This is a genomic window from Catelliglobosispora koreensis DSM 44566 (assembly GCF_000379685.1).
GTDB lineage: Bacteria > Actinomycetota > Actinomycetes > Mycobacteriales > Micromonosporaceae > Catelliglobosispora > Catelliglobosispora koreensis.
Window position 1 is genome coordinate 695,795 of the sequence record NZ_KB903249.1, and the last position, 26,861, is coordinate 722,655.

Consider the following 26,861-nt stretch of genomic DNA (forward strand, 5'->3'; position numbering starts at 1 on the left):
GGACGAAGGCGCCTGCCCACGACGGGATCCAGCAGGAGCGGCAAGCGAAAGGAACATCACGTGAGGTCAGCCTTTTCCACCGCTGGACGGTCGCTGATGGCAGCCGCGGTGCTCATTTCCGCCGCGCTTGCGGCCATCGTCGCCTACCAGGTACCGGCTTCGGCCGCGGCCCAAGCGACCTACTACATCTCCCCGAGTGGCAACGATGCCAACCCCGGAACGATCGCGTCACCATGGAAAACCCTGCAACGCGCGCGGGACGCCGTCCGCACGGTGAATGCGAATATGACCGGTGATATCTACGTGTATCTGCGCGGCGGAACCTATCCGGTCAGCAGCACGATCGAGTTCGGGGCGGGTGACTCCGGCACCAACGGTTACCGGGTCATCTATGCCGCATACCCCAGCGAGATTCCAGTCCTCGACGGCGGGGTTCAGGTGACCGGCTGGACGCAGCACAGCGGCAACATCTGGAAAGCCCCGCTCGACCGCGCCAGCAAGCTGCGCACGCTTTATGTCAACGACAAGCGGGCCTTCATGGCTTCCAAAACCGTCAACTCGGCGGGATGCCACGGAACCTACAACATCACGGCAGGGCAAGCTCCGTGGGCCTGGGAATCAGGATCGCAGTGCGATGGCGCCCGGTACAGCCCCGCGGATTTTCCGGCCATTGCCCGCAACCACGATGATATTGAGATCGAAACGGGCACGACCTGGACCACGGCCATCGTGGGAGTTCGCCAGGTGACGACCGATGGTGCCAACCGGGTAGCGCTGTTCCAGCAACCGGGCGCGGCCATCGCCCAGGGCGCGTTCAACGGCAACGCTCAAGTCGGCGGATCACACAAGCTCATGAACGCCTATGAGTTCCTGGACACGCCGGGTGAGTTCCACTTCGACAAGACCAGCCGGACCTTGTACTACTACAAGGCCAGCTCGGAAAACATGGCGACGGCAACGGTTTTCGCGCCAAACAATGTGACCACGTTGCTGCGGATCGCTGGTACGTCCACGAGTAGTCACGCGCGCAACATCACGTTGTCTGGCCTGACGGTGCAGCACTCCGACTGGAACCTGGTCAACGTGGCTGGTTCGGTATTCAAGCAAGCCCAGCAGGGCAATCTGGGCGCCAATGTTTACGCCAAGGGGAACTTCCACGTCTACTACTACCGCAACGTCGACCTCACCCCGGGCATTATCGACATCCAGAACGCCGACGCGATCGCGCTGCAGCGCAACCGGATTCAGCACACCGGTGCCGACGGGATCAGCATGGTCAACGACGTGCAGAACACGCAGCTGACCGGAAACTTCACCAACGATATCGCCGGAACCGCGGTCACCGTGGGCCATCCCCAGCACGTCTACATCGGAGACCACACCTCGTCTAACCGCGAGAAGTATCCCGTTCAGGCGGAGGGACTGCCAAAGAACATCGAGATCAAGAACAACTACCTTTACGACAGCGCTGTGTTGTTCAACGGGCACAGTCCTATCTCGGCATACTTCGCCGACACCCTCACGGTGCAGCGCAACCGGATCGAGAAAACTCCTTGGTCGGGCATAACAATGGGCTGGGGATGGTGGAACTTCGACGGCTCATCGGGCTCGATAGCGCCTAACCGGCCGACCACCACAGCGAAGAACAACAACATCAGCTACAACCACATCATCGATACCGTGCAGCGTCTCAGCGATACGGCTCCGATCTATACCTTGGGCAGCCAGCCGGGGACCACCATCGTCAACAACTATCTCCAGGGCGTTCCTTCCGGTCACAAATACGGACTTCACCCGGACGAGGGCTCAGCCTTCATTACGTTTCGCGACAACGTGTTGAGCGTGGACAAGAATGTCACGTGGCTCATCAATTCCGACGACTTCGGGCGCAAGCACGATCTGAGCATCACCCAGACCTACGGCCCGATCAACAAGGTCTCCAACAAGAATCTGCCGAACAGCACGATCCACGACATCCTCGTCTCCTCCGACTATGTTTGGCCGGCGGCCGCCTACGCCATTGCCGTTAACTCGGGGCTTGAGGATTCGTACCGGGACATCATCCCGCAGAGCAATCTCGCCTTGCCTGACTACGTGCTGCCGGCCAGCACGTTCATCGGCAGCAGTGGATCGTCGATTCCGGTTCGCAGCACCGGTGACGCGGCAAAGGCCATCTGGCTGGCTCCGTCTGGCACGACCACCTTCGTCGCCGGCCCGACGATGACGACGGCAAGCGGCACGGCCACTTCCATTGCCGTTCCCACGACGGCGCGTGACTACAGGCTGTTTGTCTTGGACGCTCAGGGCAATCGATCAGCTGAGTCCAAGTCGATCGTCAGGCGGCAAGGCGGCGGAGGCGGCCAGCAGAACGTCCAGGTCGTTGGCGGCCAATCGGGCCGCTGTGTCGACGTGCCCAACAGCGCCACAGCCAACGGAACTCAGGTGCAGCTCTGGGACTGCCACGCCGGCACGAACCAGCGCTGGACCTATACGACAGGCAGGCAACTGACCGTCTACGGCAACAAGTGCCTGGACGCGTCCGGCGCAGGGACGGCGAACGGCACAGCGGTTGTCATTTGGGACTGCCACAGCGGACTTAACCAGCAGTGGAACGTCAACGCCAACGGCACCATCACTAATGTCCAATCAGGACTATGCGTGGATGCCACTGGTGCGGCCACCGCTAACGGCACCAAGATCGTCCTTTGGTCGTGCAATGGCGGCACCAACCAGCAATGGAGTCTGCGCGCCTGACCCGCCATTTCAGCTGCGGGTAGTCCTCATTGGATCGTCGGCAATTGGGCCGCCGGAGGAGCTAGTCGATATTTCGGCGGGCTCCTCCTTTGTTTCCTGCCCTAGCGGGCCTATGGCGGCGTTATCGGGTTTGGCCCCGCCGGCGTTACATCAAGATTGATAAATTTCGTGTTAACGGTGTAGCACGGGCGATGGTTTATGCCGTGCGCAGTTCTTAATTGGTCGGTCTGTGTTGCTGTTGATCCCTGTAATACCGGCTTGCTCCTATATCGATGTGGTCCGATCGAAACGCGATGTGGCCACCGCCGCGCTTGCGGCGTTCAAGCGAAGCTGCCCGCATTGGAGCGCACATGTCTTCGCTTGCCGATCTCATAGAGGAGGAGCAATATGCACTCACCTCCCGACGACGTACGGGACGCCAATCGCAGAGCCGCGCGCAGACGTTGGGCGGCCCTGCTGGTTCCGGTACTCGTGGTAGCCACCGCTGCTGTACCGGGCTCTGCGCAGGCGCAGCCGGTCGGTGCCGGCGTCCCGGTGATGTTCAACCTCACCGACAACAACGACGCCTGGTTCGACACGGGTGTCAACCTGTTCGGTACGCGGGCACTCGGGGTCGCGGTCACGCCGCGTACCCGGTTGCTGGATCTGCCGCTGGACAGCCTGCCGCTACTCAACAGCAACCTTGGTGACCTCACCAACCTGCCCATTGTGGGCGGTGAGGCGCCGCTTCTGGGCAGCCTCGGGGTTGACCTGAACTCGTTGCTGAACTTGGACGCGCTCAATGCGGCGATCGACGCCGCTGGTGGCGCGCTCGGATTCCTGAATCCGACCGTGCAGCGGGCCAAGCAGCAGGTCAACCAGTTCCGGACCCAGCTCGCTGGGCAAAGTGCCAACGAAGCGGTGGCACTTTCCAGCTTGCCGGTCGGTCTCGACCTGATGCGGACTCTGGCAGATCTGCAGGCACTTGCTCCTAAGGATCTGAGCCTGATCCCTAAGGCCAAGTTCAAGGTCGCCGCACCGGCGGCGGCTTCCTCACATTCGGTGACGAGCATTATCTGGCCTGTCGGCGCCACGCCACTGGACCAGAGCAGCGCTTTCATCGGTGATGTGGAAACGTCGCTTGTCGAGCCGGGTTTGTACGCGTGGGCCTGCAAGATCCACCCGTACATGCTGGGTGCGGTCGTTGTCGACGATCCGCTCACGCCGGGCCTCGACTTCGGCAAGAAGCTCAACGTGGCTGTCAAGGGCGGTATGGTCGTGCCCAGCTCGGCCGACGTCGTCCAGCAGCTGGTGCAGAAGTTCTTCCGTATCACGGTGCCGGACAACTGGCAGACGTTCAGCAACACCGAGGCCAAGCAGTGGAACCCCCACTACCCACCCGCGCCGATCCTCATGTATGACGCGGCGGAGCAACCGGTGCTGGTTCCGCTCCTTGATTCCTTCTACAACAGCAAGTTCTCCGAGGGCGTGACCCTGCCCGCGCTGAACCAGCGGCCATCTGTGCCGGGGGTCGGCGAGGTATGGATCGATACCCAGATGGAGGGATACGCGGGCAAGGTGAAGTCCGGCGCGGCCACCAAAGTGGACGTGGTGAACTGGACGGTGGCCCGGAAAGTGGCGCTCCCGCAGATCAACATGAACAACCCGCATAACATGTGGTCTGACCGGGCCGGCCAGTACATCTACCAAACTGAATGGTTCTCCGACCGGCTCACTGTGTTCAACCGCACCACGGGACAGCTGGTCCGGACCATCCAAGTTGGACCCGACCCGTCGCACGTGATGACCCGGACTGACACCGATCAGCTCCATGTGGCCATCAACGCCGGCAACGCGGTCGTGGAGCTGAGTCCGGGCGCCACGCAGATCGATCGGCGCATCATGGTGCAGGGGCCGGGGCAGACCCCCGCGCATCCGCACGCGCACTGGATGAGCCACGACGCCAGATACATGGTCACTCCCAACGTCAACCATCACGACTCAACCCTGGTTGACGTGCCAACCGGCTCGATTCAGAAGATGCAGACCGAGCAGTTGCCCATCGCGACCGGCATGATGCCGGATGCCTCGAAGTACTACGTGGCGAACTTCCTCGGACAGAGCGTCTCGTGTATCTCGATCACCGCGGCGGCGTGCAAGAGCGACGCGGGTGCGTCGGTGGGCTACAAGGCAATCAACTTGTGGTCCAACTACGACCCGATCAGCGGAGCGACAACCGGGGGAACCTTCGGTGGCTTGCCGATCCAGCTCCCGGTCAGCCCGGATGGCCAGGCCCTCCTGGTCGCGAACACGTTGACCAGCAGCATCACGGTCATCGACCCGGACACGGACAAGATCGTCAAGTACTTGCCGTGTGACTCCGGGTGCCATGGGATCAACTTCGGCGCTAAGCGCGGCGGCGGCTACTACGCCTACGTGTCAAGCAAATTCGCCAACACACTGGCGGTCGTCGATCCCGATCCGAATGGTGACGGCAACCCCGCCGACGCCGCGATCGTCGGCAAGATGGTGCTGGACGGGGCTCCGGGCACGATCAGCGACGACACCGTTGTCAAGTACAACGGAATGGGCGGCCAAGGCGTGTTCCCGTATCCGATTGTCTACAACGGATGGGTGCAAAACGCGCCGGCGGACATGGCCGCCCAGCTCACCTGCGCCCAGCTGAATCCCATTAACACCGGCGGCTGCTAAACCAGTTCCCGGCTCGAGCCGCCTCTGGCGGTAAGGGAGGGACCGCGAAGCGGGCGGTCCCTCCCGGCTCAGGGCGGTTCACACCGCTGGCCAACGTGGGCCAGCAAATCCCCGGCACACACCGCGTTTTGCAACGCACGGCGACCGGTGGCGATGCCGCATACCCAAACAGCGTAGATGAGGAGTGTCCTCATGTCAGATATGAGCTTGCCGGATCGCTTCGGCGCGGTCCAGCGGCTGTTGCGAAACTCATCACCACCGATACGGCGGCTAGCCATCGCCGCCTTGGTGGTGGTCGTGACGATGCTGGCCGGCCTGGCGATTTTCCCGCCACGGATGGCCATGGCAGCCAACCACACCATTACGATCCGCAACTTCGCGTTCACCCCCGACGTGCTCAACGTCGCCCCCGGCGACACCGTCACCTTCATCAACCAGGAAACCGACGGCACCCTGCACACGATCCGGGGGGACTTCACCTCACCGGATCTGCCTCCGGGCGCCTCCTTCACCGTCACCATCACGGGTAACCGCAGCTACTCGTACTTCTGCGGCAACCACCCGTACATGCTCGGCACGATCAACTCCGGCACGGCACCACCTCCAACCACGACACCACCTCCGACCACCACACCACCCCCAACCACGACACCACCCCCGACCACCACACCACCCCCGACCAGCCCGACCGTCACCCCCACGGGCACCAGTTCGCCCAGCCCATCGCCGACGTCCGGCACGCCACCGTGCCAGAACCCGACGGTGGGTGCCGACCAGGGCGACGGCACCAGGCTCGCGACATTCGAGCTGATCGGCGGAGTGAAGGTGTTCAAGTTGTGTATGGCACCGCTCAATTTGACGGTGTCACCCGGTGTCGTCAGACCGGCGTTCGCGTTCAACGGGCTCGTCCCCGGTCCAACGATCAAGGTCAATGAGGGCGACAAGCTTCGCTTCATCGTCCAGAACAACCTGCCCGAGCACACCGCCGTTCACTGGCACGGCATGGAATTGCCCAACTCCCAAGACGGTGTACCGGGCATCACTCAGCCGCACATCATGCCGGGCCAGATCTACACCTACGAATGGACGGCCAAGAGTACCGGCACACATTGGTACCACTCGCACATGGGCGGCAACCAGGTCGGCAAAGGGCTCTACGGCGCGCTGCTGATAACCCCGACACTCGGCGACATCGCAGCGGACAAGCACTACACCGTCGAGATCGGCGATGGGTCAAACGGCTTCACGCTCAACGGAAAGTCGTTCCCGGCCACCGTGCCGTTGCCGGCCCGGGTGGGCCAGAAGGTCCACATCCGGCTGATCGGCACCGGCCCGGAAATGATCCACCCGATGCACCTGCACGGTATGCCCTTCCAGGTGATCGCGCAGGATGGGATCAGGCTCGCCTCCCCGTACACAGTGGACACGCTCAGTGTGGCGCCGGGGCAGACGTTCGACATCATCTTCCAGCCCAGGGAAGTCGGTAAGTGGCTGTTGCACTGCCACATCTTCTCCCACTCCGAAGGACCCGACGGAATGATCGGGCTAGTGACGACCATCGACGTCACCGCTTGATCCCAGAGCCGGCCCGGCCACCTGACCGGGCCGGCACCTCTGCATCTGCCCGCGCCCATTCCACATTGGAAGGACCCGCCCATGAAACGGCGCCTCACACAAGCCTTGGTCGTTGCGTGCGCTGCCTTCGCCGCACTCCTACCCGCGACATCCGCCGCCGCCCACGTCACGGTCACCCCGACCACCGCCACCGCCGGAGGGCGGGCGACCTTCACCTTCAAGGTGCCCAACGAAAGCGATACCGCCAAGACGGTCCAGCTAGAGGTCGTCTTCCCGGACAACGCCGCGCTGACGTCCGTCTCGCTGCGGCCGGTACCGGGCTGGAGCGCCACGGTCAACCGTAAGCCGTCCGCGGCCCCCGCCCAGCCCACCGAGCAAGACCACACAGCTGCCGCCGGGGCCGTCACCAGCATCGTCTGGCGCAGCGAGGTAGGCGTGGGGAAAAACGAGTTCCAGACCTTCGATGTGGCGGTCGGGCAGCTGCCGAAGGAACCCACAACGCTGGTGTTCAAAGCGTTGCAGACGTACTCCGATGGTGTGGTGGTGCGCTGGATCGACGTGCCCCAAGACGGGGCACCGAGGCCCGAGCATCCCGCGATGGTCGTGACAGTGGCGGCACCGCCAGCGGCACCCGCCGCCGAACCGGCCCCGGCCAACGGCACCGCACTGGCGCTGGCGGGTCTCGTTATCGCGCTGCTCGCGCTAGGGCTGACAATCGTCGCCCTGCTGCGCCGGCGACCTGCCCCGCCCGCATCGCCGGACGTGCCCGCCCGGCCCGGAAACGCTGGCAAACAACCAGTCAAGGCAGGCAGACGATGACGGCCATCTCTCTGCGCCGTGTGGTGGTCACGCTGATGCTCAGCGCGGCCGCCACCGCTGTGGCCTGCCTAGCGGTCGCCACCCCGAGCTGGGCCCACGCCGAGCTCGTCCACGCCAGCCCCGGTAACGGGCAGACCCTGCAGTACCCGCCGGAACGGTTGCGGTTGCAGTTCACCGAACCGGTCAGCCTCGCCGGCGACGGCGTCCGGCTGTTCACCTCGACCGGATCCACCGTCCACATTGGAGCACCGGTCCATCCGGCCAGCGACCAGACCACTGTCGACGTGCCTCTCCCTGAAGCGCTGGCCCATGGCCGGTACGCGGTGGCATGGCGGGTGGTGTCGGCCGATGGCCACCCGGTCTCGGGCGCACTGACGTTCAACATCGGGGTACCGGGCGCGGCGGCACCGGTAACGGTTCCCGCGCCCCCGCCCGATAGCGGTGCAACGGCGTACGGGATAACCCGCTGGTTCGGCTTCGCCGCTCTGGCACTGCTTGTCGGCACGGCCTTCTTCCTCGTGTACGCATGGCCCGGGGGCGCACGCAAGCCCATGGCTCGCCGGCTGCTGTGGAGCGGATGGGCCGCTTCGGTCGCGGCCGTGGTCGCCTCCGGGCTGATGTATGGCCCTTACCTCACGGGTACCTCCTTGAGCAGAACACTGGACGGTCAGCTGATCGCCGAGACCGCCAATACACGCCTCGGCACCGCACTCGGCGTGCGGCTCGCGCTCCTGCTCATGCTCGGACCTGTTATCTGGTACGGGCTGCGGTGGCTGGCCCAAGCTCGCGCCTTGAACCCGCGCACAAGCGTGGTCCTGTCTGTGGCAGTGCTCGTGACGGGCGCCGTGCTTGCTATCACGTGGGGTGCGGCCGGACACAGCGCCACAGGCACGCTTTCCGGGGCCGCGCTGGTATCCGACGTCGTCCATCTCACCGGTATGGCCGTTTGGCTTGGCGGCCTCGTGGTGCTCGCGCTTGCCCTGCTACCCACTCGAGACGTGGCCTCGATGCGGGCCGCCGTGCCGCGCTTTTCCAGTGCGGCGGCGGCCAGTGTTGCGGCGCTGATCGCCACCGGCGTTTTCCAGGCATGGCGGCAGGTACGCACCATGCCCGCCCTACTGACTACGCCATATGGGCGCCTGCTGCTGCTGAAAGTCGCGGCGGTGCTGGTCATCCTGGCGCTGGCCGCCGCCGCACGCGCCTCGGTGAAAAAGCACTACGCCGATCGCCACTCCGGGCCGGACCCGCACCAGCTGTACTACTTCCGGCGCGGCATAACGCGTGAGGTGTTGCTGGCATTGGCAGTGCTCGGGATCTCCGCCGCGCTTGTCAACAGCGAACCGGCGCACAGCGCCTACGCCGCGGCGCAAGTGGGCCCACCCACTCCGGCCGCCCAGACCGGCACGCCGGTGCCGCCCGGGTTGGTGGCGTTCGACGCCGGTGGGCCCGCCGGCAGGGGACTGCTGGCGTTCGAAGTGCAGCCGCGCCGTGTGGGTGCTACCGGTGTGCACGTCAGCGTGCTGGACCGGGACAGCCGGCCGATGGCGGTGCCGGATGTCAAAGTCACGCTTTCGTTGCCCGCCAAAGACCTCGGGCCAATTCCCGTACCGGTACAGGCGGCCGGCGATGGCCACTTCTTCGGCACCGCGACGTTTCCTATCGCCGGCAAGTGGGAGGCGGCGGTCACCATACGTGTATCCGAAGTGGACCAGACCACGCTGCGCCTGCCGCTCGAGTTTTCTTGACGATCGCCGGAGGTTGAGGCCTGGGGGTCGTTGTCCTGTTTGGACATTTGGATGATGACCTCCGGCGGCTTAGCGGATGTCGCCAGGGGAGTTCGGAGTGTGGGGTCACGCCTCGGCGAGGACGAAGACTACGGGGTCACACCAAAGCCGCGTTCGCCTCGCCGAGGAACCTGCTGGAAGACCTGCTACCAGCGGCCGACCGTGATGCGGCCAGCCACAGGGCCGAGGTGGTACTGGCCACTGGTGTACCAGACTCCAGCCCAGCTGGCGCCAGCGTCGAACACGTGGAACGAGAAGGTGCCATCTGATTTCTGGTACGCCATAACGATGTCGTCCTTGCCGTCACCGTCGACGTCGCCGGCGGCGACCCGGTCTTCGACAGCGGACAGGTGGAACGAGCCGGAATCGTAGTCGGCCGCACCGTTGAAGGAGTTGCCGTCGGAGGTCCAGCGCCAGATCTTCATCGTCCCGTCGCCGTTGTCGCGTACCAGCGCTGGTTCTTCTTTGCTGTCGCCCCCGAAGTCGCCCATGACCATACGGTTACCCACGGGCCCGAGGTGGAATTGGCCGCTGGTGTACCACACACTTGCGGACAAGCCACTCTTGAACACGTAGAAGCCAAACGTCCCATCGGGTTTCTGGTAGGCCATAACGATGTCGTCCTTGCCATCGCCGTCAGCGTCACCGGCGGCTACGCGATCGGCAACGTTGCCGAGGTGGAATGGCCCGGACTGATAGTGAGTGCTCTGGTTGAACGAGTTTCCGTCTGACGTCCAGCGCCAGATCTTCATCGTCCCGTCGCCGTTGTCGCGTACCAGCGCTGGTTCTTCTTTGTTGTCACCGCCGAAGTCGCCCACCACCAGGCGCCCGTCGACCGGGCCGAGGCTAAACGGCCCGCTGGTGTACCAGATCCCGGCCCACGAATTGCCGTTCTTGAACACGTGGAAGGAGAACGTGCCGTCATTGTTCTGGTACGCCATGACGATGTCGTCGTCGCCATCGCCGTCGACGTCACCACTGGCCACACGGTTCTCCACTTGGGACAGACGGAACGCACCTGACTGAAGGTCGTTCGTCCGGTCGAACGAACTGCCATCAGATTTCCAGCGCCAGATCTTCATCGTCGAGTCGCCGTTGTCGCGTACCAGCGCGGGCTCGGCTTTGCTGACCGTCCCGCCGGAGCTGCCGCCACCGCCGCTGCCGCTGCCACCGCCGATTGGGTAGCTGGAGACAATGGTCGCGCCGGAGACCGTGACCCAGTAGGCGTCGCCATGGATGACCCGTTGCCTGGCCAGGAAGGTGCTCAAATGCCCGCCGTGGGTGTAGTTCTGTACGGCGTCGACCGCCCGTGCGCTGTACCCGATGCCACTGGCCGCACCTTCGGAGGTGGAGGCGAAGGGGTATTCGTCGCAGCTTTGCCCTGTCCCGGTGGGGAAACTGCTGGGGCAGGCGATATTGCGGTTGGCGGTTTGGGTCAGCGGATCGGTGGTGCGGTGCAGCGGGGTTGTTCCCGGCCGCCCCGGCAGACCTCGCACGCCCTGGGCATAAGCGATGTGATTGATGATGTCATCAAAGCCCTGTCCTGTGCTCCAGGAAGCGATCGGGATCGCCCACGGGAATACGCAGCCTTCACCCTGGATGTAGGTCAGTGTGTCGCAGCGGACGTCGGGTGAGCGCCAGGTGACCGAATCCGGGATCGTGTTTGGTGCTGAGATCTCCAGGGACATGTTGGTGTGCAACGTGGTGTGCCAGTTCGCTCCCAGGGTGCTGCGGTAGTACCACGTGCCGCTGGAGGTGATGCCCGGCGGGGTGAGGCCGACCGCGTCCGCACTGTCCACAATGCACTGCCCTGAGCAGCCCATGTCCACATCGTGCAAAACGGTGCTGCCTGAGTTGGTGTAGCTCTTACGCGACACTGTCACTGTTTCGGCGAAGCGCATCAGGCCGTCGTTGAGCCATAGGCGCCTGGTGATGTGAAAGGTGACCGTGCCGGTCTGCTGCAGGGTTTGCGCGTTGATGAGGACGATGTACACGTCCTGCTCCGCGCACGCCTCGTAGCGGTAACCCCACCAGTTGCCAGGGTGCTGGTCGCAGTACTCGAGAAGGTCGACGGCAGCCGCCGGTTCTTGCGTTCCTATTTGGACACCTACGGTGGTGGCCGCGAACGCGACGATGGCGGCCACAGTGGCGGCCCACCGGGATCGCCACAAAGCCCGAGTTTTCAAGTGCAGTCCTATCCTGAGATATCGGGATGACCCGCGACCGAAAGGTGCGGGCCGCCGACATCGTCAGCGGCCCGCACCGGGTGTAGCAACATCTATTCACTGGAGGGAATACAGGTTTTTCCTTTACGTCCCGGGCGGCAGTGCACCGTTCTGAATGGACACCGGGATGAAATGACAACGCCGAGACTAGCCCGCTCGGTGGAAGCTTTAAGCCAGCGCCGATGTCGGGTTGCGTGGATCGCCCTCACCTGTCTGGCCGTACGCACGATCGGCCGGCGTCTTGAGTTGTATATATGGTGGGCCGAGGGATTCACCGTTCCGCGGATCGCCCGCGAGCTTCACTTCGTAGATCCTGGTTGAGGTCTGAAGACGCCGTAACCACGGTCTTTACGAGGCGATCGTGAGCTGTAGGTGGATCCCCGGGATGGAATCCACCTACAGGTTCAGGATTTACTGGAGCGAGGCGTCGTCGATGTAGAAGGTGTCGGTGCCCGACGTCGTCTCGACGTAGAAGGCGGCGCCAGACAGCGTCCCGCTCCAGGACACCGTTGCGGTGCCGGAAAGCTGTGTCCAGCCACCAGAATTCACTGTGGTTGCCGGGGTCAGCGACAGGTGGGTCGTGGTGCCGTTTGCGGTCAGGGCCAGTGTTGCTTTCGCGCTGGGTGTTCCACTTTGCGTGCGCACCCAGACGCTTGTGGTGTAGCTCTTGCCGTGGGTCAGTTTCGAGGTGACGTCTTGTCTGGGGCCATTCCACGAAGCCGTGCGTCCAGACAGCATCAGTGACCGTGTGCCGCTATGCACCACGCTGGTGTTGGACGATAACGTTTCGCCGAACGCGGCCCAACCTGTCGTGCCACCTTCGGCATCCCCGCTTCTACTTGATGAGGGAAAGCCCGTAGGCGGCCATGATTTCGGTCAGCGGGTTGTAATAGGTACGGACTCCGGGATCGCCGCAGCGCACCCCGTTGCCGCCAGATAGGACTCCCATCCCAATGAGGCGCCGGTCACCCGGATCGCGGAACAGCGGACTGCCCGAGTCTCCTGGGCTGGCGCAAATCGCGGTCTCGATGAGCCCATTCACGACCTCGCCGGTGTGATAGGTGACGGTGACGTCAAGGGCCAGCACCGTTCCACAGGTCACGCCGCTGACATTGCCTGACTTACACAAACGCTGGCCTATGGTTGGAGTGTTGGTGCCCAGCACCCGCACGCCGCTGCCGTTGTAGTTAATGAGGGTCGGATGCGTTGTCACAGGCGAGTTGTAGGCGACCATGATGACGCCATAATCATTGCCGGGAAAACTGTGGAAGTGGCCCGGGCCCAGGAGATATCCCGCCAGATTCCACTGCGTCCCCATCCCATCGGCGACACAGTGGCCAGCCGTCACAATGTAATTGAATCCGTTGACTGCCTTCATCGCGAAACCGGCGGTACATGGTGCGGCGAAAGGATTTGTCAGGCCCCATCCTCCGCGAGCCGTGATAAGCGGCCGCACTCCAGATCCGATGTGCCAGCTCACCCTGCCCGGATGTGCCGCGGCGAGGGAAAGGAACTCTTCGGACGGCTGGGCACCAAGCGTGGCAACGACTTTGCCTGCCGCGTGGTCAATACGCAACGTGCTCCCGCCCGGCGCGGCCGCAGCCAGCTGGGCGCGCAGCTGGCCTGGATCCACGGCCGCTTGTCTCGCCGGGGCGACGGCAGCCGTGACGATCAGTAATAGCGCAACAAGTAACGAAGACATGTGGGAACGATACATGTATATCTATGGCGTTAGTATTGCCGTTTCGGACGGTCACACAGGCGCTGAGCGCAGCTCAAGGATGACGACCGGAACCAACCGCTTGATCCAAAGCCGCCGGATGCGCTGGCGCGGCAGCGAATGCCAGCGCCAGCGACATCGCGGACAGCGGTGCGCGTACTATTCGTTCACTGACGAAGCCACTGCTGGTTGGTGCCGCCGTGGCAGGCCCACAGGTGGATCAGTGTTCCGTTGGCGGTGCCGTAGCCGCTGGCGTCCAGGCACAGTCCGGATTGGACACCGGTGATGGTGCCGTTGGCGTTGAGGTTCCATTGCTGGTTTGCTTGTCCGTTGCAGTCCCAGATGACGGCCTTGGTGCCGTTAGCCGTGCCCTGGCCGGAGGCGTCCAGGCATTTGCTGCCGTACACCTGGAGCTGCTTGCTGGCCGTGTAGGTCCAGCGCTGGTTGCTATTACCGTGGCAGTCCCACAACTGAATCTGCGTGCCGTTGGTAGTGCTCGCCCCAGGCACGTCGAGACAGCGATTCGAGGCCTGGCCCTTGATAGTAAGGTTCTGCGGGCTGGGCGTCGGGCTTGATGGTGGTGGGGTCGTCGGTGGCGTTCCCGGCCCGAACTGAGCGAAGAAACTACGCGCCACACCAATGGTCCAAGACCTTTCGTGCGGGTTCGTCTCGCCCGGAGAGCCATCCCATGGTCCGGGCGTGTGGCCCGCATCGAACGTTGCCCACACCACCGGATAGCCCGCGCGGCAGCCCGAGTAGGTGTAGACCGTGTGGGTGAGGCTTCCCTGCGCTGGTTCTGTCGCGTTCTGGGCGGGGCAGCCGTTGTTCCTGACGAACGTGTCTCGCAGTGCCCGTCCACTGGAGATGTTGAGAACGCCGTCCCTTAGGCCGTGGAACCCAAGGTAGCCAATGGCCTGGGTACCGCCGCTGCACCCGGACAGCTGCGCTCCGGAGTAGACAGCGACCGCGCGGAAGACCGCTGGCCGTGCACAGGCCAGCGCGTAGCTCATACCGCCGCCGTAGCTAAAGCCCATGGCGAAACGCTGTGTCGTGTCAATGCACAATCCCGCGTCGAGCTGCGCGATCATGTTGTCGACGAAGGTGACGTCTTGCCCGCCAGAGTTGGCCCAGCCGTTGCCGAAGCCCTGTGGCGCGACGAAGATCGTGGTGGTGTTCTCCAGTGCCCTTTGGCCGTAGTAGGACCAGGCATAGCCGCTGGATCCACCGGAGTCGACGTCCTGCATGGTGCCGCCCCGCCAATGGAAGGCGAAGATCAGCCGGTAGGCACGGTTCATGTCATAGGAATCGGGGACTCGCAATATGTAGCTGCGGGTACTGCCGCCGCTCTGGACAGTGCGCTGACCGCTGGCCAGCGGTGCCTTGCCGCAGCCAGCGGTGGACGCCGCGGACGCCGCGGGGATGTTTACCGTCGTGGCGACGAGCACCCCCACGGCTGCGGTGGTGATGGATGCTATCGCTGCCAATAGCCATCTGAGGTGTCTATTTTGGACACGACGAGGGACGGGTATCACGGATGTATCTCCTTTGAAATCAGACTGCGGTGAGGTCCATTGGTTGTTGGGTGTGACGGTTGGCGCTCACATCGACGCGGTGGAGCCCGCCGTCGTGTTGCCCATGCCATCAAGCGCGGTCCCGGTGCCACGGTTGATGATTTGGTAGCGGACGTTTGCCCATGCTGCTGAGCCGCCACTGCCGGTTGCTGCCGCCATTGCAGGCCAGCCGCCAGCCGCCAGCACGGTGCGCCGTTAGCGGTGTTGCCCCAGCTATCGGCCACCATTGCGTTGGCGCGGTTGGCAATCGAGCACCAGCCGCCGAGGTCGGCGAGTTGCCGATGCCGGTTCGTGCTGCTGTGGGCCGGGCATTGCTTCGCGTTCCCGCCGCTGTCGAGAACGAGCCAGGTGGTGACGTTGGCGATCTGCACATAGCCGTATCGCGGCCGGCTCCAGTAAGCCTGCCGCGGGCAGCAAACCACGGCGGCGGATGCGAACAGCCGGATCGCAGGGCAGGCTGCCGCGCAAGGTCCGGGCTGGGGAGGAAGACATTCTGAATACCCCTTCAGGATGTGTGAACGGGCGCCTCAGCGCGCCGGCGTTCAATGCTCCGTGGGAGGCCCGGTCTCCTGCGGAGCATTAGCACGATGTCATGGGATGTCTTTATAACGCGTTACGGGCCACGGCGTCTAGAGGCAACGATCGATGAGCCAAAATCCATGCCGGGTATAGCTGGCCGCTAGAGCATTTGCGCCTGTAGTTCCCAGACATGGGATGACGCGATAGGTGGCTATCGCAGAACGGCCCAAGCTGCGCTGACGTGGAAGCCATAACGCGCATCCGGGAACTCATCCCATTTGGAGAGTTCATGCCCGGGTCAAGCAGGGCTAAGATGCGCCAATGCAACGGCGTGTGTTCGGGCGGTGGGGCCAGGAAGCTTCGGTCATTGGGCTTGGTACGTGGCAGTTAGGCGCCGACTGGGGTGTGGTCGATGAGGACGATGCGATGGGGATTCTTAAGTCTTCGGTAGCGTCGGGTGTGAGCTTCATCGATACAGCCGATGTGTATGGCGATGGCCGCAGCGAACGGATCATTGGTGCATTCCTTCGCGGCATGGAGCCGTCCTCGAGGGAGAAGATAGTGGTGGCGACCAAGATGGGCCGTCGCGGACCACAGAACCCGGCCGAGTTCACGCTGGATAATTTCCGTGCGTGGACCGACCGTTCCCGTGCGAACCTCGGCGTGGACACTCTCGATTTGGTGCAGCTGCATTGCCCGCCGACTGCCGTGTTCCATCTTGACCGTACCTTCGACGACCTCGACGTTCTGGTCGCCGAGGACCGCGTAAAGGCTTACGGTGTGAGTGTTGAGACCTGTGATGAGGCGCTGGCCGCGATCGCGCGACCGGGTGTTGTCAGTGTCCAAATTATTCTCAACGCGTTTCGGCGAAAGCCGCTGGAGCTGGTATTGCCTGCGGCCAAGGAGGCCGGTGTCGGCATCATCGCACGAGTGCCGCTAGCTTCTGGCCTTCTATCGGGCAGATACGACCGCAACACAGTCTTTCCGGGTAACGACCACCGGACGTACAACCGCCACGGCGAAATGTTCGACGTCGGGGAGACGTTTTCGGGTGTCGACTATGAGACCGGCCTAGATGCGGCGGCCGATTTCAGATCGCTGGCCCCTGAAGGAATGACACCGGCTCACACGGCATTGCGCTGGGTGATTCAGCAGCCCGGCGTGACCTGTGTGATACCCGGTGCGCGCAACATTGAGCAGGCCGAAGGCAACGCGGCGGCCGCAGCTGGCCCGGACCTACCCGGTGAGACCCTGCTAGCGATCGAGGAGTTGTACGACCGCCGCATTCGCGCCATCGTCCACACCCGCTGGTAGATGGTTGCAGGTGCTGTGCAAGCGTCCGGTGCAGCTTGTAGCACCTATCACGGTGGTGATCAGGTCGACAGCGCGCGGGCGGGCGCTGCTGCACGAAGGCAACAACGCCGAGAATCACGGCAACTAAAGACGGGCGCCGCCGTGGCGTCGGCATTGGACAGATGATCCGCCAGAAGCAGGGCAGCGCCGATGGTTGTGGCGACTACCGGAAGACGGGATCCCCGGCAGCCGTCTTGCGGATTTGTGGTGCCGACCTTCGGGTACGGTCGGGTGATGTGCGCGAGGTGCTGGGCAGGTCGATGGTGAGCGTGACCGAGGTACCGCCAGCATCGCGTAATAGTCGCCGTTCGACGAGGGTCATGCTGGCCAGGGCCGAGAAAGCCCAGGTTCACGCCGAAGAGATGGTCAAGGTCGTCGACGCCGCGCGCACCGAGGCCGTGGCGGCTTTCGACGCGGTCCGCGAGCGGCAGGTGTCGGCGCAGACGGAGAAGCTGTCCATCGAGTCCATTCGAGACGTGAGCGACGGCCAGTTGCGGCTGGACACGTTGCCGGAGAAGGGCTTTTTCACGGTTGCCGACGTCCTGCGCGCCGGAGCGGCACAGCTCGCGTCCGCGTGCGACATCGGGGAGGACGAGGCCACGAAGGTGGTCGAGGCGGCACAGCAGGTCCGCCAGGAGGTGCGGGATTCGCTTCAGTTCCGTATCGACCTCGACCCGTCCGACGCGCAGACCACCCGGCTGCTGCAGGCCCTCGCGGTCTGGGCCGCGGTGCGCCACGCAGGGGAGGCACACCAGAAGCAGGGCGCGCAGCTCGCCCGAGAGTTGGCCGAGCACCGCCCGCAGGCGCAGGACGCCGGCGCTGGCAAAATGCGGCGTCTGTTCATGGGCGCCGGCCGCAAGCAGGCCGCGGACGTTGCCGCGCAACGGGTACAGGCACTGATGCAGGAGGCCGCGTCGAGCGGCCTGCTGCGCGCGTCGCGGGACGTCCTTGCCGTCAAGGTCCCCACCGCGGCCGAGGTGTGGCGGGATTTCGAGCAGCGGTCTGCCGCCTACTACGGCCTGCTCGCTCAGGTCGTCGATCTCGGCGGCGACGTCGCCGCGGCCGAGGGCCATTTGCCAGCCGACATCGTGGAGCGGATCAACGCACAGCGACTTGACACGTCCCGCCTGTCGGACAGCCTGCGGTTACGTGGTTATCAGTCGTTCGGTGCCCGGTTCGTTCTGGTGCAACGGCGCGTCATCCTGGGTGACGAGATGGGCCTGGGCAAGACGGTCCAATCGATCGCGACGATGGCGCACCTCGCCGCGGCCGGCGCTACCCATTTCCTCGTGGTGTGTCCAGCCAGTGTGCTCATCAACTGGACCCGTGAGGTCGCAGCGCACTCAACGTTGCCGGTGGTTGCCCTGCACGGCAGCGACCGTGCCCGGGCGGCTGCCCGCTGGCATGACCAGGGCGGTGTCGCGGTCACGACATTCGGTTCGCTTGGCACCCTCACCGGTACGCCGACCAGGCCATCCCTGCTCGTCGTTGACGAGGCGCACTATGTGAAGAACCCGAATGCCCGGCGATCGCAGGCCGTCAGCGAGATCGCCGCCGCATCAGAACGGGTCCTTTTCCTCACCGGCACGGCCCTGGAGAACCGGGTCGACGAGTTCGTGGCATTGGTGGGTCACCTGAGGCCGGAGATCGCGTCCACAATGGAGGCCCAGCACGGTGTGAGTGGCGCCGAGGCGTTCCGGCGGGTGGCAGCACCCGTCTACCTTCGGCGCAACCAGCAGGACGTTCTGACCGAGCTGCCGGAACTCGTCCAGGTCGACGAATGGGAAGAGTTCGGCGCCGAGGACGGTGCGGCCTACGAGGCGGCGGTGAGCGAGGGCAACTTCATGGCCATGCGCCGCGCGGCGTTCGCGGTCAGCGACCCTCGCGACTCGGCCAAGCTCGGCCGGCTACTGGAGATCACGGCCGAGGCGATGGCCAACGGGCGAAAGGTCGTGGTGTTCTCGTACTTCCGCGACGTGCTGGAGACCGTGTGCGCGGCCCTCAGCCCACGCGCCTGCGGGCCTATCACCGGTTCCACGCCGACCGTGGAACGCCAGCGGATCGTCGACCGGTTCACCACATCGCCGACCGCCGCAGTACTCGTGTGCCAAATCGAGGCGGCCGGCGTCGGCCTCAACATCCAGGCCGCCTCCGTCGTGATTCTGTGCGAACCGCAAGTGAAGCCCTCCACCGAAGCGCAGGCGATAGCCCGCGCGCACCGGATGGGACAAGTGCGGTCGGTGCAGGTGCACCGCCTCCTGATCGCCGACTCGGTCGACCAGCGGATGCTCGAAATTCTCGGTTCCAAAGCCCAGCTTTTCGACGCATACGTGCGGCACAGCGCGATCGCCGAAGCATCTGCCGGCGCCGTCGACATTTCTGAGGTCCAGCTCGCCCGCACGATCGTGGCGCAGGAACAACGCCGGCTGTCCCACCCTGCCGGCCCGAAGGACGTGCACGCCATGCAGGCAGCGGTCAACGCACGATCCTGACGGCTCGATCTGCCACCAGCCTCACCGCATGTCATCCCCTCGTAAGGGAAGTCACGATCGGGAGTTGAAGCGCACGTCGTGAGTCGATGCGTCCGGCGCGGCGAACGCCAACAGCCGCAGTCCTTCCTGCGTCAGCTCCTCAACGTCACGGGTGGGGATCTGGGCGAATGGCCGCACCACAATGTAGGCCGACTGACCCGACCTGGTGATCTTCCAAGTGCCCTGGGTGAATCCGTCGACCAGCACGACCCCCGGCACGACACCAGGGGTGGCGAAGATGGTCTTGCGATCGTCGTCATACATGATGCGCAACCGGTCGTCGTGCGCCTGGAGCACGTTGTCGAACTCGGCCAGGTACCGGACGGGCGCGGGCTCGTCCTCGTCAGGCAGCAACGCGCCGGGGAGGTCGAAAAGCTCGGCGCCTTCTTCACCGCGCAGGCGGATGAGGTTCCGGCCGGCGCTCTTGGCGATCTCGCTTTCTGGCAGACCTGACCATGCCTGCACGTCGGCGAGGGTGGCTGGGCCGTAGGCCGACAGGTACCACTCCACGAGGTCGGTCACGCTGGACGGCACCGGGTCCGGGTGGTTGAGCCAAGCAGACAGTGTCGTCCAGGCGGGCTGGCCCACGGCTCCCCAGACACCGCCCGGTGGCACCGGGACCAGCGCAACCTCTGTCCGGGCCGCAGCGGTCAGCGACGCCACCGGGACTGCCGGCCAGCGGGTGGCTAGCTCTTTGCCGAGGTCGGCGATAGTTCGGGGGGTGTCCTCGAGCAGCTCCCGCGTCATCCGGGCGACCTCGGCCAAGTCCACTCCGCGTAGCCGCTCGCCATGCGTTACCAGCAGTGCGCGGTGGAGCGCGGGCTGTACGACGTGGCGCAGGCCCGGTGCGTCGCGTGCGGCTACGAGCTGCATGGTGCCGCGCATCAGCGCTATGCGAACGACCTGCCGGGTCTCGATCAGCTCGGTGAGGTCCGCGAGGGCGAACTTGCCCAAGCGAGACCACAGCCCAAAGTAGGGCGGGTTCGGTGACTGCGCCTGAAGCCCGGCAACCCGGCCGATCGCGGTGAGCGGGTCCGCAGGCGACCGGGTCAGCAGCAGTTGCCGGGCGAGCAGTGCCCGGTTGAGGCCACGGTCGGTGAGCATGCTGATGATCCTGTCACGCCAGCTGGCCACGGCCGCGCCAGGCAAGCGATGCGTCCGAAATGGACTTGGCCACGATGTCGCGCAGGCATGATGCGGATACCTGGTTGTACGGGTACGAGAACCGACATGAGGTGATATCGCTTGGTCAGATACGCAACGGATGCCCGAACCTCGGCGCAAAGTCACCCCTCCGCCACGCAGGCACACTCCTCCACATCCTCGCTACTTTCCCGCCATTCGACCGCCTCAGGTTGTTTCCGGAACTCCAGGAGATGCGGGCCCACGATCGCCGCTTATCTTTCTGGGTCGTGGGATGACGGGACACGAGGCTGCCCGCGGGGTCGTGCACGCTAGCGGCTGCGGATCAACAACGGCCGGCACTATGTCGGCGTTGAGCCTCACTGCAGTGCCGGGACCGTTCTGCAGCGTCCCGGCACCGCAAAGGCTTGCGCCGCCTAGCTTCCGGCTTGCAGCGCGGCGACCGGCTCCCGGGCCGCTGGAGCTGGACCGGCAGGAGGAAAGGGCCTAGCCCGGGTAACGCTATTTCGCTTTGATGACGTCGTTTTGTGCCAGCGCGGTGGTGCGCTGCTCGATAAGGGTGCGTAGCCGTGCGGTGTCGGTGCTGACCGCACTAGCGTCGGCACCGGCGACCTTGCCCAGGGTGGCGGTAATGCCGTCTAGGGCGCTGAGCGCGGCACCGCTGGCATAAATCTTCTGATACAGGTCGCGATAGGCCTGGTTGTAGATCTCTTTGAATGCGGTGGAGGCGAGGAACCGTTCTTTGAGCTTGTTGCCGCCCATGCCACCCATCCCGCCGCCTGGGCCGCGCCCGGCTTGGCCGTTGCCCGCGCCGGGATCTCCGCCCGGCGGGGTGAAGCCTTCAGGCAGTTGCATGCCTTGCGGTGGCTGGAATCCGCCTGGGCCTCCTCTGCCGCCCATGCTCATGGTGTCGTTGGGTCCTGCGGTGGCGTTGCCGCTGAAGGTGAGGTTGTGGTCCCAGCTGATGACACTGAACTTTTTGGTGTCGAGGTCGTAGAACAGGTAGTAGTTGCGGCCGGGTCCGGACATGTCGTCGAAGTTGAGCAGCAGGTTCTGCAGTGCCACATAGGAGGCGAACGAGCTGACATCGACGTGGTCGGCCAGATGGGCGTTGAATTCGGCGTCGGAGGCTTCGTTTACCCATTTCAGCAGATCGATGACGGGTTTGAGGTCGTGGCTGCCTTTGCCGTTGATCTGCTTGAAGTCGTCCCCGTAATTCGTGGGGTCTTCACCTTGGTAGGTGAACTGGCTGGTCGCCTCAGATTTGTAGAGCACGCCATTGCCGAGAGTGCTGGCAAAATTTTCGTCGGGGTGCTCGACGAGCAGTCTGGCTTTGGTCGGCCTGTCATTGATCTGGAATGACGTGTAGGCGTACTCCTGACCGGGCATCCCTGCGGCATCAATGACGTCAAGGGAGACGGCCTCATTGACGACAGTGCTGCCGCCGCCCATGCCGGAGATACGCATGGCGATTTCGCTGTGCCCCTGGTACCGGCGGCCTTTGTCGAATTCGTCGAAGCTGATCAGCCAGGGAAGTTCTTCTGGCCGTGAACTGTCGAGGCTGCTCGCACCACCGAGTCCGCCCATGCCGCCGCCAGGCATTCCGCCTCCTGGTGCGGTGCCTGGATCCTGGCCCGCGCCGGGCATTGCGGGGAATCCGCCTGCCGGCATCTGCGGAAGTCCTTGCCCGCCTTGCGGTCGCTGTCCACCTTGGGGCCGCTGTCCACCGCCCGGCCCGCCGGCGCCGTCGCGGAAGGACTTGGTCTGTCCTTTGTGGGTGACGGTGCCGAGGGTGGAGTTGCCTTTCAGGCGGATTCCGGCGTCTTTGATGAGCGTGCCGTCAATCGTGATATCGACGCGCACATATTCCTTCTCGCCGGTTTTCATGTACTCGTCGAACATGCGCTGGTAATCGGCTTCGTTGTAGCTGATGCCAACGGTATGGGCGATGGCGGAGTCGAAAAGGTCCGTGGTGCCTTCGATATTGAGGGTAACCTCATCCTCGTTTCCGGCCGCCTGGCTGGTCACCAGTGGGGTGACGCGCACGTTCCCGGCGAGCAGCACGAGCGCGGCGCTGGCGGCTACGCAGGTGGCTAGGAGTTTCCAGTAGTGGCGTACGCGTACGGGGATGCAGTGTTTGAGGCGGGCGGCCGGGGCACGGCCGCCTTCCTCTTGCTGACTGGTCATCACAGGTCCGTCTGGTCATAGCCGGTTAGCACGGTGACGCGCTGTCCGGAGGTCAGCTCACCAAACGCGGTGATGAGGTCGCCCGGTTCGCTGCCTTTCTTGAGCCGCACCGTGTACATGAGCTCAGTGAGCGCACCGCCGCGGATGGATTCCATGCTCACCATTTCGAACTCTGTGGTGTACCGGATGAGCACGTCGGAGATGGCGGCGGTGTAGGTGCCCTCCGGTGGTACCTGGACTTTGACGACCTGGCGCTGCACCGACAGGCGGAACCAGTTGAACCGGAACATGACGAAGATGACCAGGCAGATCGCTACCGTCGCGACACCGGCCAGGAGATAGAAGCGGGTGCCGACAGCCATGCCGACGGCCATGACGAGGAAGATGAACCCGACGTCGCGGGTTTCCTTGATGGCGTTGCGGAAACGCACTACTGACAGCGCACCGACGAGCGCGAAAGCACGGGCGATGTTGGATCCGACGACCAGCATGATCAGTGAGACGAGCATGCCGAGGATGACCAGTGTCTGCACGTAGGACTGGCTGTAGGACACGTTGCGGTGGGTGGCCCGGTAGACCCAGCCGATAGCGGCGCTGAGCAGGAACGCCAGCACCATCGACAGGACGATGTCGGTGACACTGAAGGTGCCGGTGAGGTCTTGCAGTTCAAAGTTCATGGTCGTCAGGCCTTCGTGCTCGGTGCCGGTGAGGCGGCAGGGATGTCGTCGGGGACGTGAAAGATGGAGCGTGGTGCTTTGCCGAACGCTTCGACGCTTTGGCAGTACTTGGAAACCCGCACCACCGAAAGGTCGGCCGCAGCGGCCAGATCGGTGAGCCAGTACGGCACCCGGTCGTTGGCCTTGACCTCAAGCACTGACATCCGCGCCGGGATGATCAGCCGGTTTTCCGCGTCAGCGCCGAGGTGAAAGTCGCGGTCGCGGCCACGTACGCGGTGATCTAGGGTCACGCGCAGGCCGACTTCGGCGTCCCGGCCGACGTAGGCCTCACGCTGGTAGCCGGTCATCGCTACCGGCCGCAAGTCGAGTCCGCTGACCAAACCGAGGATTTCGCTGACGAAACCAGCCTGACCCGGCTGGTGGTCAACGGTTTGCCTGCCGTCGCACAGCTGCCGGGCGGCGGCGTAGGGCAGGCCGATGCGGCGTTTCTGCGTTACGCGGTTGACCCGCTGCTTGATCTCGACATACACGGTGGTGTCTTCGCCGATGCTGAACCGGTCGCCGTAGTGGCGTAGGCGCAGTTTGCGCCGGAACCGCAGTCCTTCGATCTTTTCCCAGTAGAAGCGCAACTGCCGGGTGTCGTAGTAGACGCTCCACACGCCGTAGCCGTCTTCGGGGCAGAAGCTGTCACGGTCCAGCCGCGCCTGCAACTGGCCACGCAACTGCGGCAGCCGCAGCGTGGGTACCAGATATTTGATCTCGTAGCGGTTGAACGCGTGCAGCGGGCTGGGGGCCCGCAGCGCGTGACCACCGCGGTCGCTAGCCGCTTCGGGGAGGCTTTCACCTCCTTCGCTTTGGCTGGCTGCTGCTGGGGAACGCCATCGCATGCCGCGTACCATTTCTCTCTCAGTCCCCGGCCGCGTCACAGCATTTCTAGCAGTGAACGGCGACTTAACCAGGGGTGGCCGGAAGGTGAACGGCTACAGCCTGAGGGCCGATTCTTAAAGCCAGCCGTGAATACATTAAGAAACGCCTAAGAACGACAGCTGCTGATAAACATGGACATACCTTCAGCTTGGCGGGCGGCAGGCGGCTCGTTAAGAACTCAGTAAGAAAAGTGCCAGCATGAATGAGCACGTTCCTATCGTGGGTTCATGACAACAGGCAACCGGCTGCTGGTCGCTGACGACGATCCAGCGGTACGCCAGGCGCTGGAACGGGCGCTACGGTTCGAGGGCTACACGGTCGAACTGGCCGCCAACGGGGCCCAAGCGCTGGCAAAGACCACGCAGACCCAGCCGGATCTGCTGCTGCTCGACGTGAGCATGCCCGTGCTCGACGGGCTCGCGGCATGCCGCCAGTTACGGGCCGCCGCCAACCACACCCCCGTGCTCATGCTCACCGCCCGTGACGCCGTGACCGACCGGGTCGCCGGGCTCGACGCCGGAGCCGACGACTACCTTGTCAAACCCTTCGCTTTACAGGAGTTGCTCGCGCGGGTCCGCGCCCTGCTGCGCCGCGCCGGGCCTTTGACCGAAACCGGTGGCGTGCTGCGCGCCGCCGACCTCACCGTCAATCTGCGAACCCGTGAAGTCAGCCGTGGCGGTGTGCCGGTAGAGCTCACGCGTACCGAATTCGGGCTCTTGCAAACCCTGATGGAAAACAAAGGCCGGGTTCTGAGCCGCACGGAACTGTTCGAAAGCGTGTGGGGCTTCGACCTAGGCCAGTCATCCAACAGCCTCGACGTCTACATCGGATACCTGCGCCGCAAACTCGAAACCGGCGACCAGCCCAAACTGCTGCACACTATTCGCGGTGTGGGTTTCATGCTGCGCGAGGGAGAACCACGCCCGTGACCCGAAGGCGTTCCATCAGCGGTCGGCTCACCCTAATCGCCGCCGCAGCCGTAACCCTCGTCGCCATCGCCGTCGGTGTCCTGGCCCTGCTCGCGCTCCGCGAAACCCTTACCTCCCAAGCAGACCGCGAACTACAGCACATGGCACGCGGCCCCATCCGGGACCTGTCACCAACGGCAGCTGCCCAGATCCCGCCCAGCCCACTTGAAGCACCTCAAGACCTACGCATGCAAATCAAGTTCCCGGGCGGCGGCAGCGCCAATATCCCCAGAGACACCGCGCCGCTGCCGTGGACCGCAGCCGACCAAGCCGTCGCAGACGGCCAGCGCAGCCAAGTCAGCTACACCACCAGCACCGATGAAGGCCGGTTCAGAATCCTGACCGTCAAAGGCAGCGACGGCCAAACCGTCCAGCTGGCCAAATCGCTGCAAAGCGCAGACGCGACCCTACGCCGTCTCGCGATGATCGTCGCCGGCCTCATCGCTGGCGCGGCAATCATCGCCGGACTCGCGGGCCGGCTGATAGCACGTGCCGGGCTCCGGCCAGTCAGCCAGCTCACCACCGCGGCCACCCGCATCGCCGAAACCCGCGACCTCAGCGAGCCCATACCCGTCACCGGTGACGACGAAATCGCCACCCTCGCCCAAGCTTTCAACAACATGCTCAGCCGCCTTGGCGATGCCCAGCGGCAGCAACGAGATCTCATCGAAGACGCGGCCCACGAACTGCGTACCCCAATGGCCAGCATGCGCACGAACATCGAGCTGCTCATCCACGCCGGAAACCGCCTGGCAGACAACGACAAAACCGCGCTACTGGCCGACCTCAACCTGCAAAGCACCGAACTAGCAGACCTCGTCGCCAGCCTCGTCGACCTCGCCCGCTCGGAAACCGTCGAAGAACCAGCCACCCAAACCGAACTATCCGAACTTACGGCATCAGCCATCGGGCTAGCCGAAACCCATTTCCCGCAAACGGTTTTCCGGCTCCACGCGCCAGCAGCGGTGACGATCCAGGCTCGTCCCGGCACCCTGCAGCGTGCCATCGTGAACCTGCTCGACAACGCCGCCAAATTCGGGCCAGAAAAACAGACCATCGACATCCATCTGTCAAAACACCGTGACGGCACCGCACAACTCAGTGTCCTGGACCAAAACCCCGTCATCCCCGAAAATGAACGTACACGGATCTTCCAGCGCTTCCACCGACTCGACACCGCACGCGCCATCCCCGGCAGCGGCCTCGGCCTAGCCATCGCCCACCAAGCCGCCACCACCCACCAAGGCACCATCACCGTCCACCCCAGACCCGGCGGAGGCAACGAATTCCGGCTCACCATCACAGGCGCCGCCCGCTGACATGAGGCGCACTTCGCGTCGGGGGGAATGGCCTGGCCGGTTTGACGGGCGAGCCGCGAAGGCCACCCGGCGTCCAAGACCTCGGTAGCGCGAAAGGC

The 26,861-nt window shown here is 64.2% G+C and carries 17 protein-coding genes and 1 pseudogene; 9 read left to right on the plus strand and 9 right to left on the minus strand.

Annotated elements, in window-relative coordinates; translation table 11 throughout:
* Nucleotides 1–60 precede the first annotated feature (60 nt).
* The 5 genes from A3E1_RS38665 (at nucleotide 61) to A3E1_RS0103300 (ending at nucleotide 9,584) form a co-directional block, all read left to right on the plus strand.
* Complete coding sequence (locus tag A3E1_RS38665) at nucleotides 61–2,754, plus strand: RICIN domain-containing protein (RefSeq protein WP_020519312.1); 2,694 nt, start codon at nucleotides 61–63, stop codon at nucleotides 2,752–2,754.
* Between the two features lie 387 nt (nucleotides 2,755–3,141).
* Entirely contained in the window at nucleotides 3,142–5,445 is a 2,304-nt protein-coding gene (locus A3E1_RS0103285; protein WP_020519313.1) for a YncE family protein, read from the plus strand.
* 192 nt (nucleotides 5,446–5,637) lie between these two features.
* Nucleotides 5,638–7,020 (plus strand): multicopper oxidase domain-containing protein, encoded by a 1,383-nt coding sequence (locus tag A3E1_RS44360; RefSeq protein ID WP_211215842.1) that lies wholly within the window; start codon nucleotides 5,638–5,640, stop codon nucleotides 7,018–7,020.
* An 81-nt stretch (nucleotides 7,021–7,101) separates the two neighbouring features.
* On the plus strand, nucleotides 7,102–7,839 hold the full coding sequence (locus A3E1_RS38675) for a YcnI family copper-binding membrane protein (RefSeq protein ID WP_020519315.1): 738 nt from the start codon (nucleotides 7,102–7,104) through the stop codon (nucleotides 7,837–7,839).
* Nucleotides 7,836–9,584, plus strand: coding sequence for a copper resistance CopC/CopD family protein (locus A3E1_RS0103300; protein WP_020519316.1), 1,749 nt, complete (start codon nucleotides 7,836–7,838; stop codon nucleotides 9,582–9,584). The genes A3E1_RS38675 and A3E1_RS0103300 overlap by 4 nt, the downstream gene beginning before the upstream one ends.
* 185 nt (nucleotides 9,585–9,769) lie before the next feature.
* Here the strand turns inward: A3E1_RS0103300 and A3E1_RS44365 are convergent, their stop codons facing one another.
* The 5 genes and pseudogenes from A3E1_RS44365 to A3E1_RS48770 form a co-directional block, all read right to left on the minus strand.
* Nucleotides 9,770–11,809, minus strand: coding sequence for a NucA/NucB deoxyribonuclease domain-containing protein (locus A3E1_RS44365; RefSeq protein ID WP_157631276.1), 2,040 nt, complete (start codon nucleotides 11,807–11,809; stop codon nucleotides 9,770–9,772).
* A 450-nt stretch (nucleotides 11,810–12,259) separates the two neighbouring features.
* Nucleotides 12,260–12,670: pseudogene (locus tag A3E1_RS0103310) on the minus strand (carbohydrate binding domain-containing protein); the annotation flags it as partial.
* A 13-nt stretch (nucleotides 12,671–12,683) separates the two neighbouring features.
* Nucleotides 12,684–13,550 carry a S1 family peptidase gene (locus A3E1_RS38690; RefSeq protein WP_020519319.1) on the minus strand — a complete coding sequence of 289 codons (867 nt, stop codon included), beginning with the start codon at nucleotides 13,548–13,550 and terminating at the stop codon, nucleotides 12,684–12,686.
* A 185-nt stretch (nucleotides 13,551–13,735) separates the two neighbouring features.
* The gene (locus tag A3E1_RS0103320; RefSeq protein ID WP_026208039.1) at nucleotides 13,736–15,052 is read right to left on the minus strand and encodes a ricin-type beta-trefoil lectin domain protein; all 1,317 of its coding nucleotides are present in this window, start codon (nucleotides 15,050–15,052) and stop codon (nucleotides 13,736–13,738) included.
* Between the two features lie 114 nt (nucleotides 15,053–15,166).
* Complete coding sequence (locus A3E1_RS48770) at nucleotides 15,167–15,298, minus strand: hypothetical protein (RefSeq protein ID WP_281167355.1); 132 nt, start codon at nucleotides 15,296–15,298, stop codon at nucleotides 15,167–15,169.
* A 681-nt stretch (nucleotides 15,299–15,979) separates the two neighbouring features.
* Between A3E1_RS48770 and A3E1_RS0103330 the strand changes: the two genes are divergently transcribed.
* Nucleotides 15,980–16,972: an aldo/keto reductase gene (locus tag A3E1_RS0103330; protein WP_020519321.1), complete on the plus strand. Its 993-nt coding sequence runs from the start codon at nucleotides 15,980–15,982 to the stop codon at nucleotides 16,970–16,972.
* 161 nt (nucleotides 16,973–17,133) lie between these two features.
* Nucleotides 17,134–19,503 carry a DEAD/DEAH box helicase gene (locus A3E1_RS38695; protein ID WP_211215843.1) on the plus strand — a complete coding sequence of 790 codons (2,370 nt, stop codon included), beginning with the start codon at nucleotides 17,134–17,136 and terminating at the stop codon, nucleotides 19,501–19,503.
* A gap of 51 nt (nucleotides 19,504–19,554) precedes the next feature.
* Here the strand turns inward: A3E1_RS38695 and A3E1_RS0103345 are convergent, their stop codons facing one another.
* The 4 genes from A3E1_RS0103345 to A3E1_RS0103365 form a co-directional block, all read right to left on the minus strand.
* Nucleotides 19,555–20,646: a winged helix DNA-binding domain-containing protein gene (locus A3E1_RS0103345; RefSeq protein WP_040390487.1), complete on the minus strand. Its 1,092-nt coding sequence runs from the start codon at nucleotides 20,644–20,646 to the stop codon at nucleotides 19,555–19,557.
* A gap of 540 nt (nucleotides 20,647–21,186) precedes the next feature.
* Complete coding sequence (locus tag A3E1_RS0103355; RefSeq protein ID WP_020519326.1) at nucleotides 21,187–22,872, minus strand: CotH kinase family protein; 1,686 nt, start codon at nucleotides 22,870–22,872, stop codon at nucleotides 21,187–21,189.
* The gene (locus tag A3E1_RS0103360) at nucleotides 22,872–23,549 is read right to left on the minus strand and encodes a DUF4956 domain-containing protein (protein ID WP_020519327.1); all 678 of its coding nucleotides are present in this window, start codon (nucleotides 23,547–23,549) and stop codon (nucleotides 22,872–22,874) included. The genes A3E1_RS0103355 and A3E1_RS0103360 overlap by 1 nt, the downstream gene beginning before the upstream one ends.
* A 5-nt stretch (nucleotides 23,550–23,554) precedes the next feature.
* Complete coding sequence (locus A3E1_RS0103365; protein ID WP_020519328.1) at nucleotides 23,555–24,436, minus strand: polyphosphate polymerase domain-containing protein; 882 nt, start codon at nucleotides 24,434–24,436, stop codon at nucleotides 23,555–23,557.
* Nucleotides 24,437–24,703: 267 nt separating this feature from the next.
* Between A3E1_RS0103365 and A3E1_RS0103370 the strand changes: the two genes are divergently transcribed.
* The gene (locus A3E1_RS0103370) at nucleotides 24,704–25,405 is read left to right on the plus strand and encodes a response regulator transcription factor (protein ID WP_020519329.1); all 702 of its coding nucleotides are present in this window, start codon (nucleotides 24,704–24,706) and stop codon (nucleotides 25,403–25,405) included.
* Nucleotides 25,402–26,763, plus strand: coding sequence for a HAMP domain-containing sensor histidine kinase (locus A3E1_RS0103375; RefSeq protein WP_020519330.1), 1,362 nt, complete (start codon nucleotides 25,402–25,404; stop codon nucleotides 26,761–26,763). Before A3E1_RS0103370 ends, A3E1_RS0103375 begins: the two co-directional genes overlap by 4 nt.
* Nucleotides 26,764–26,861: the final 98 nt, after the last annotated feature.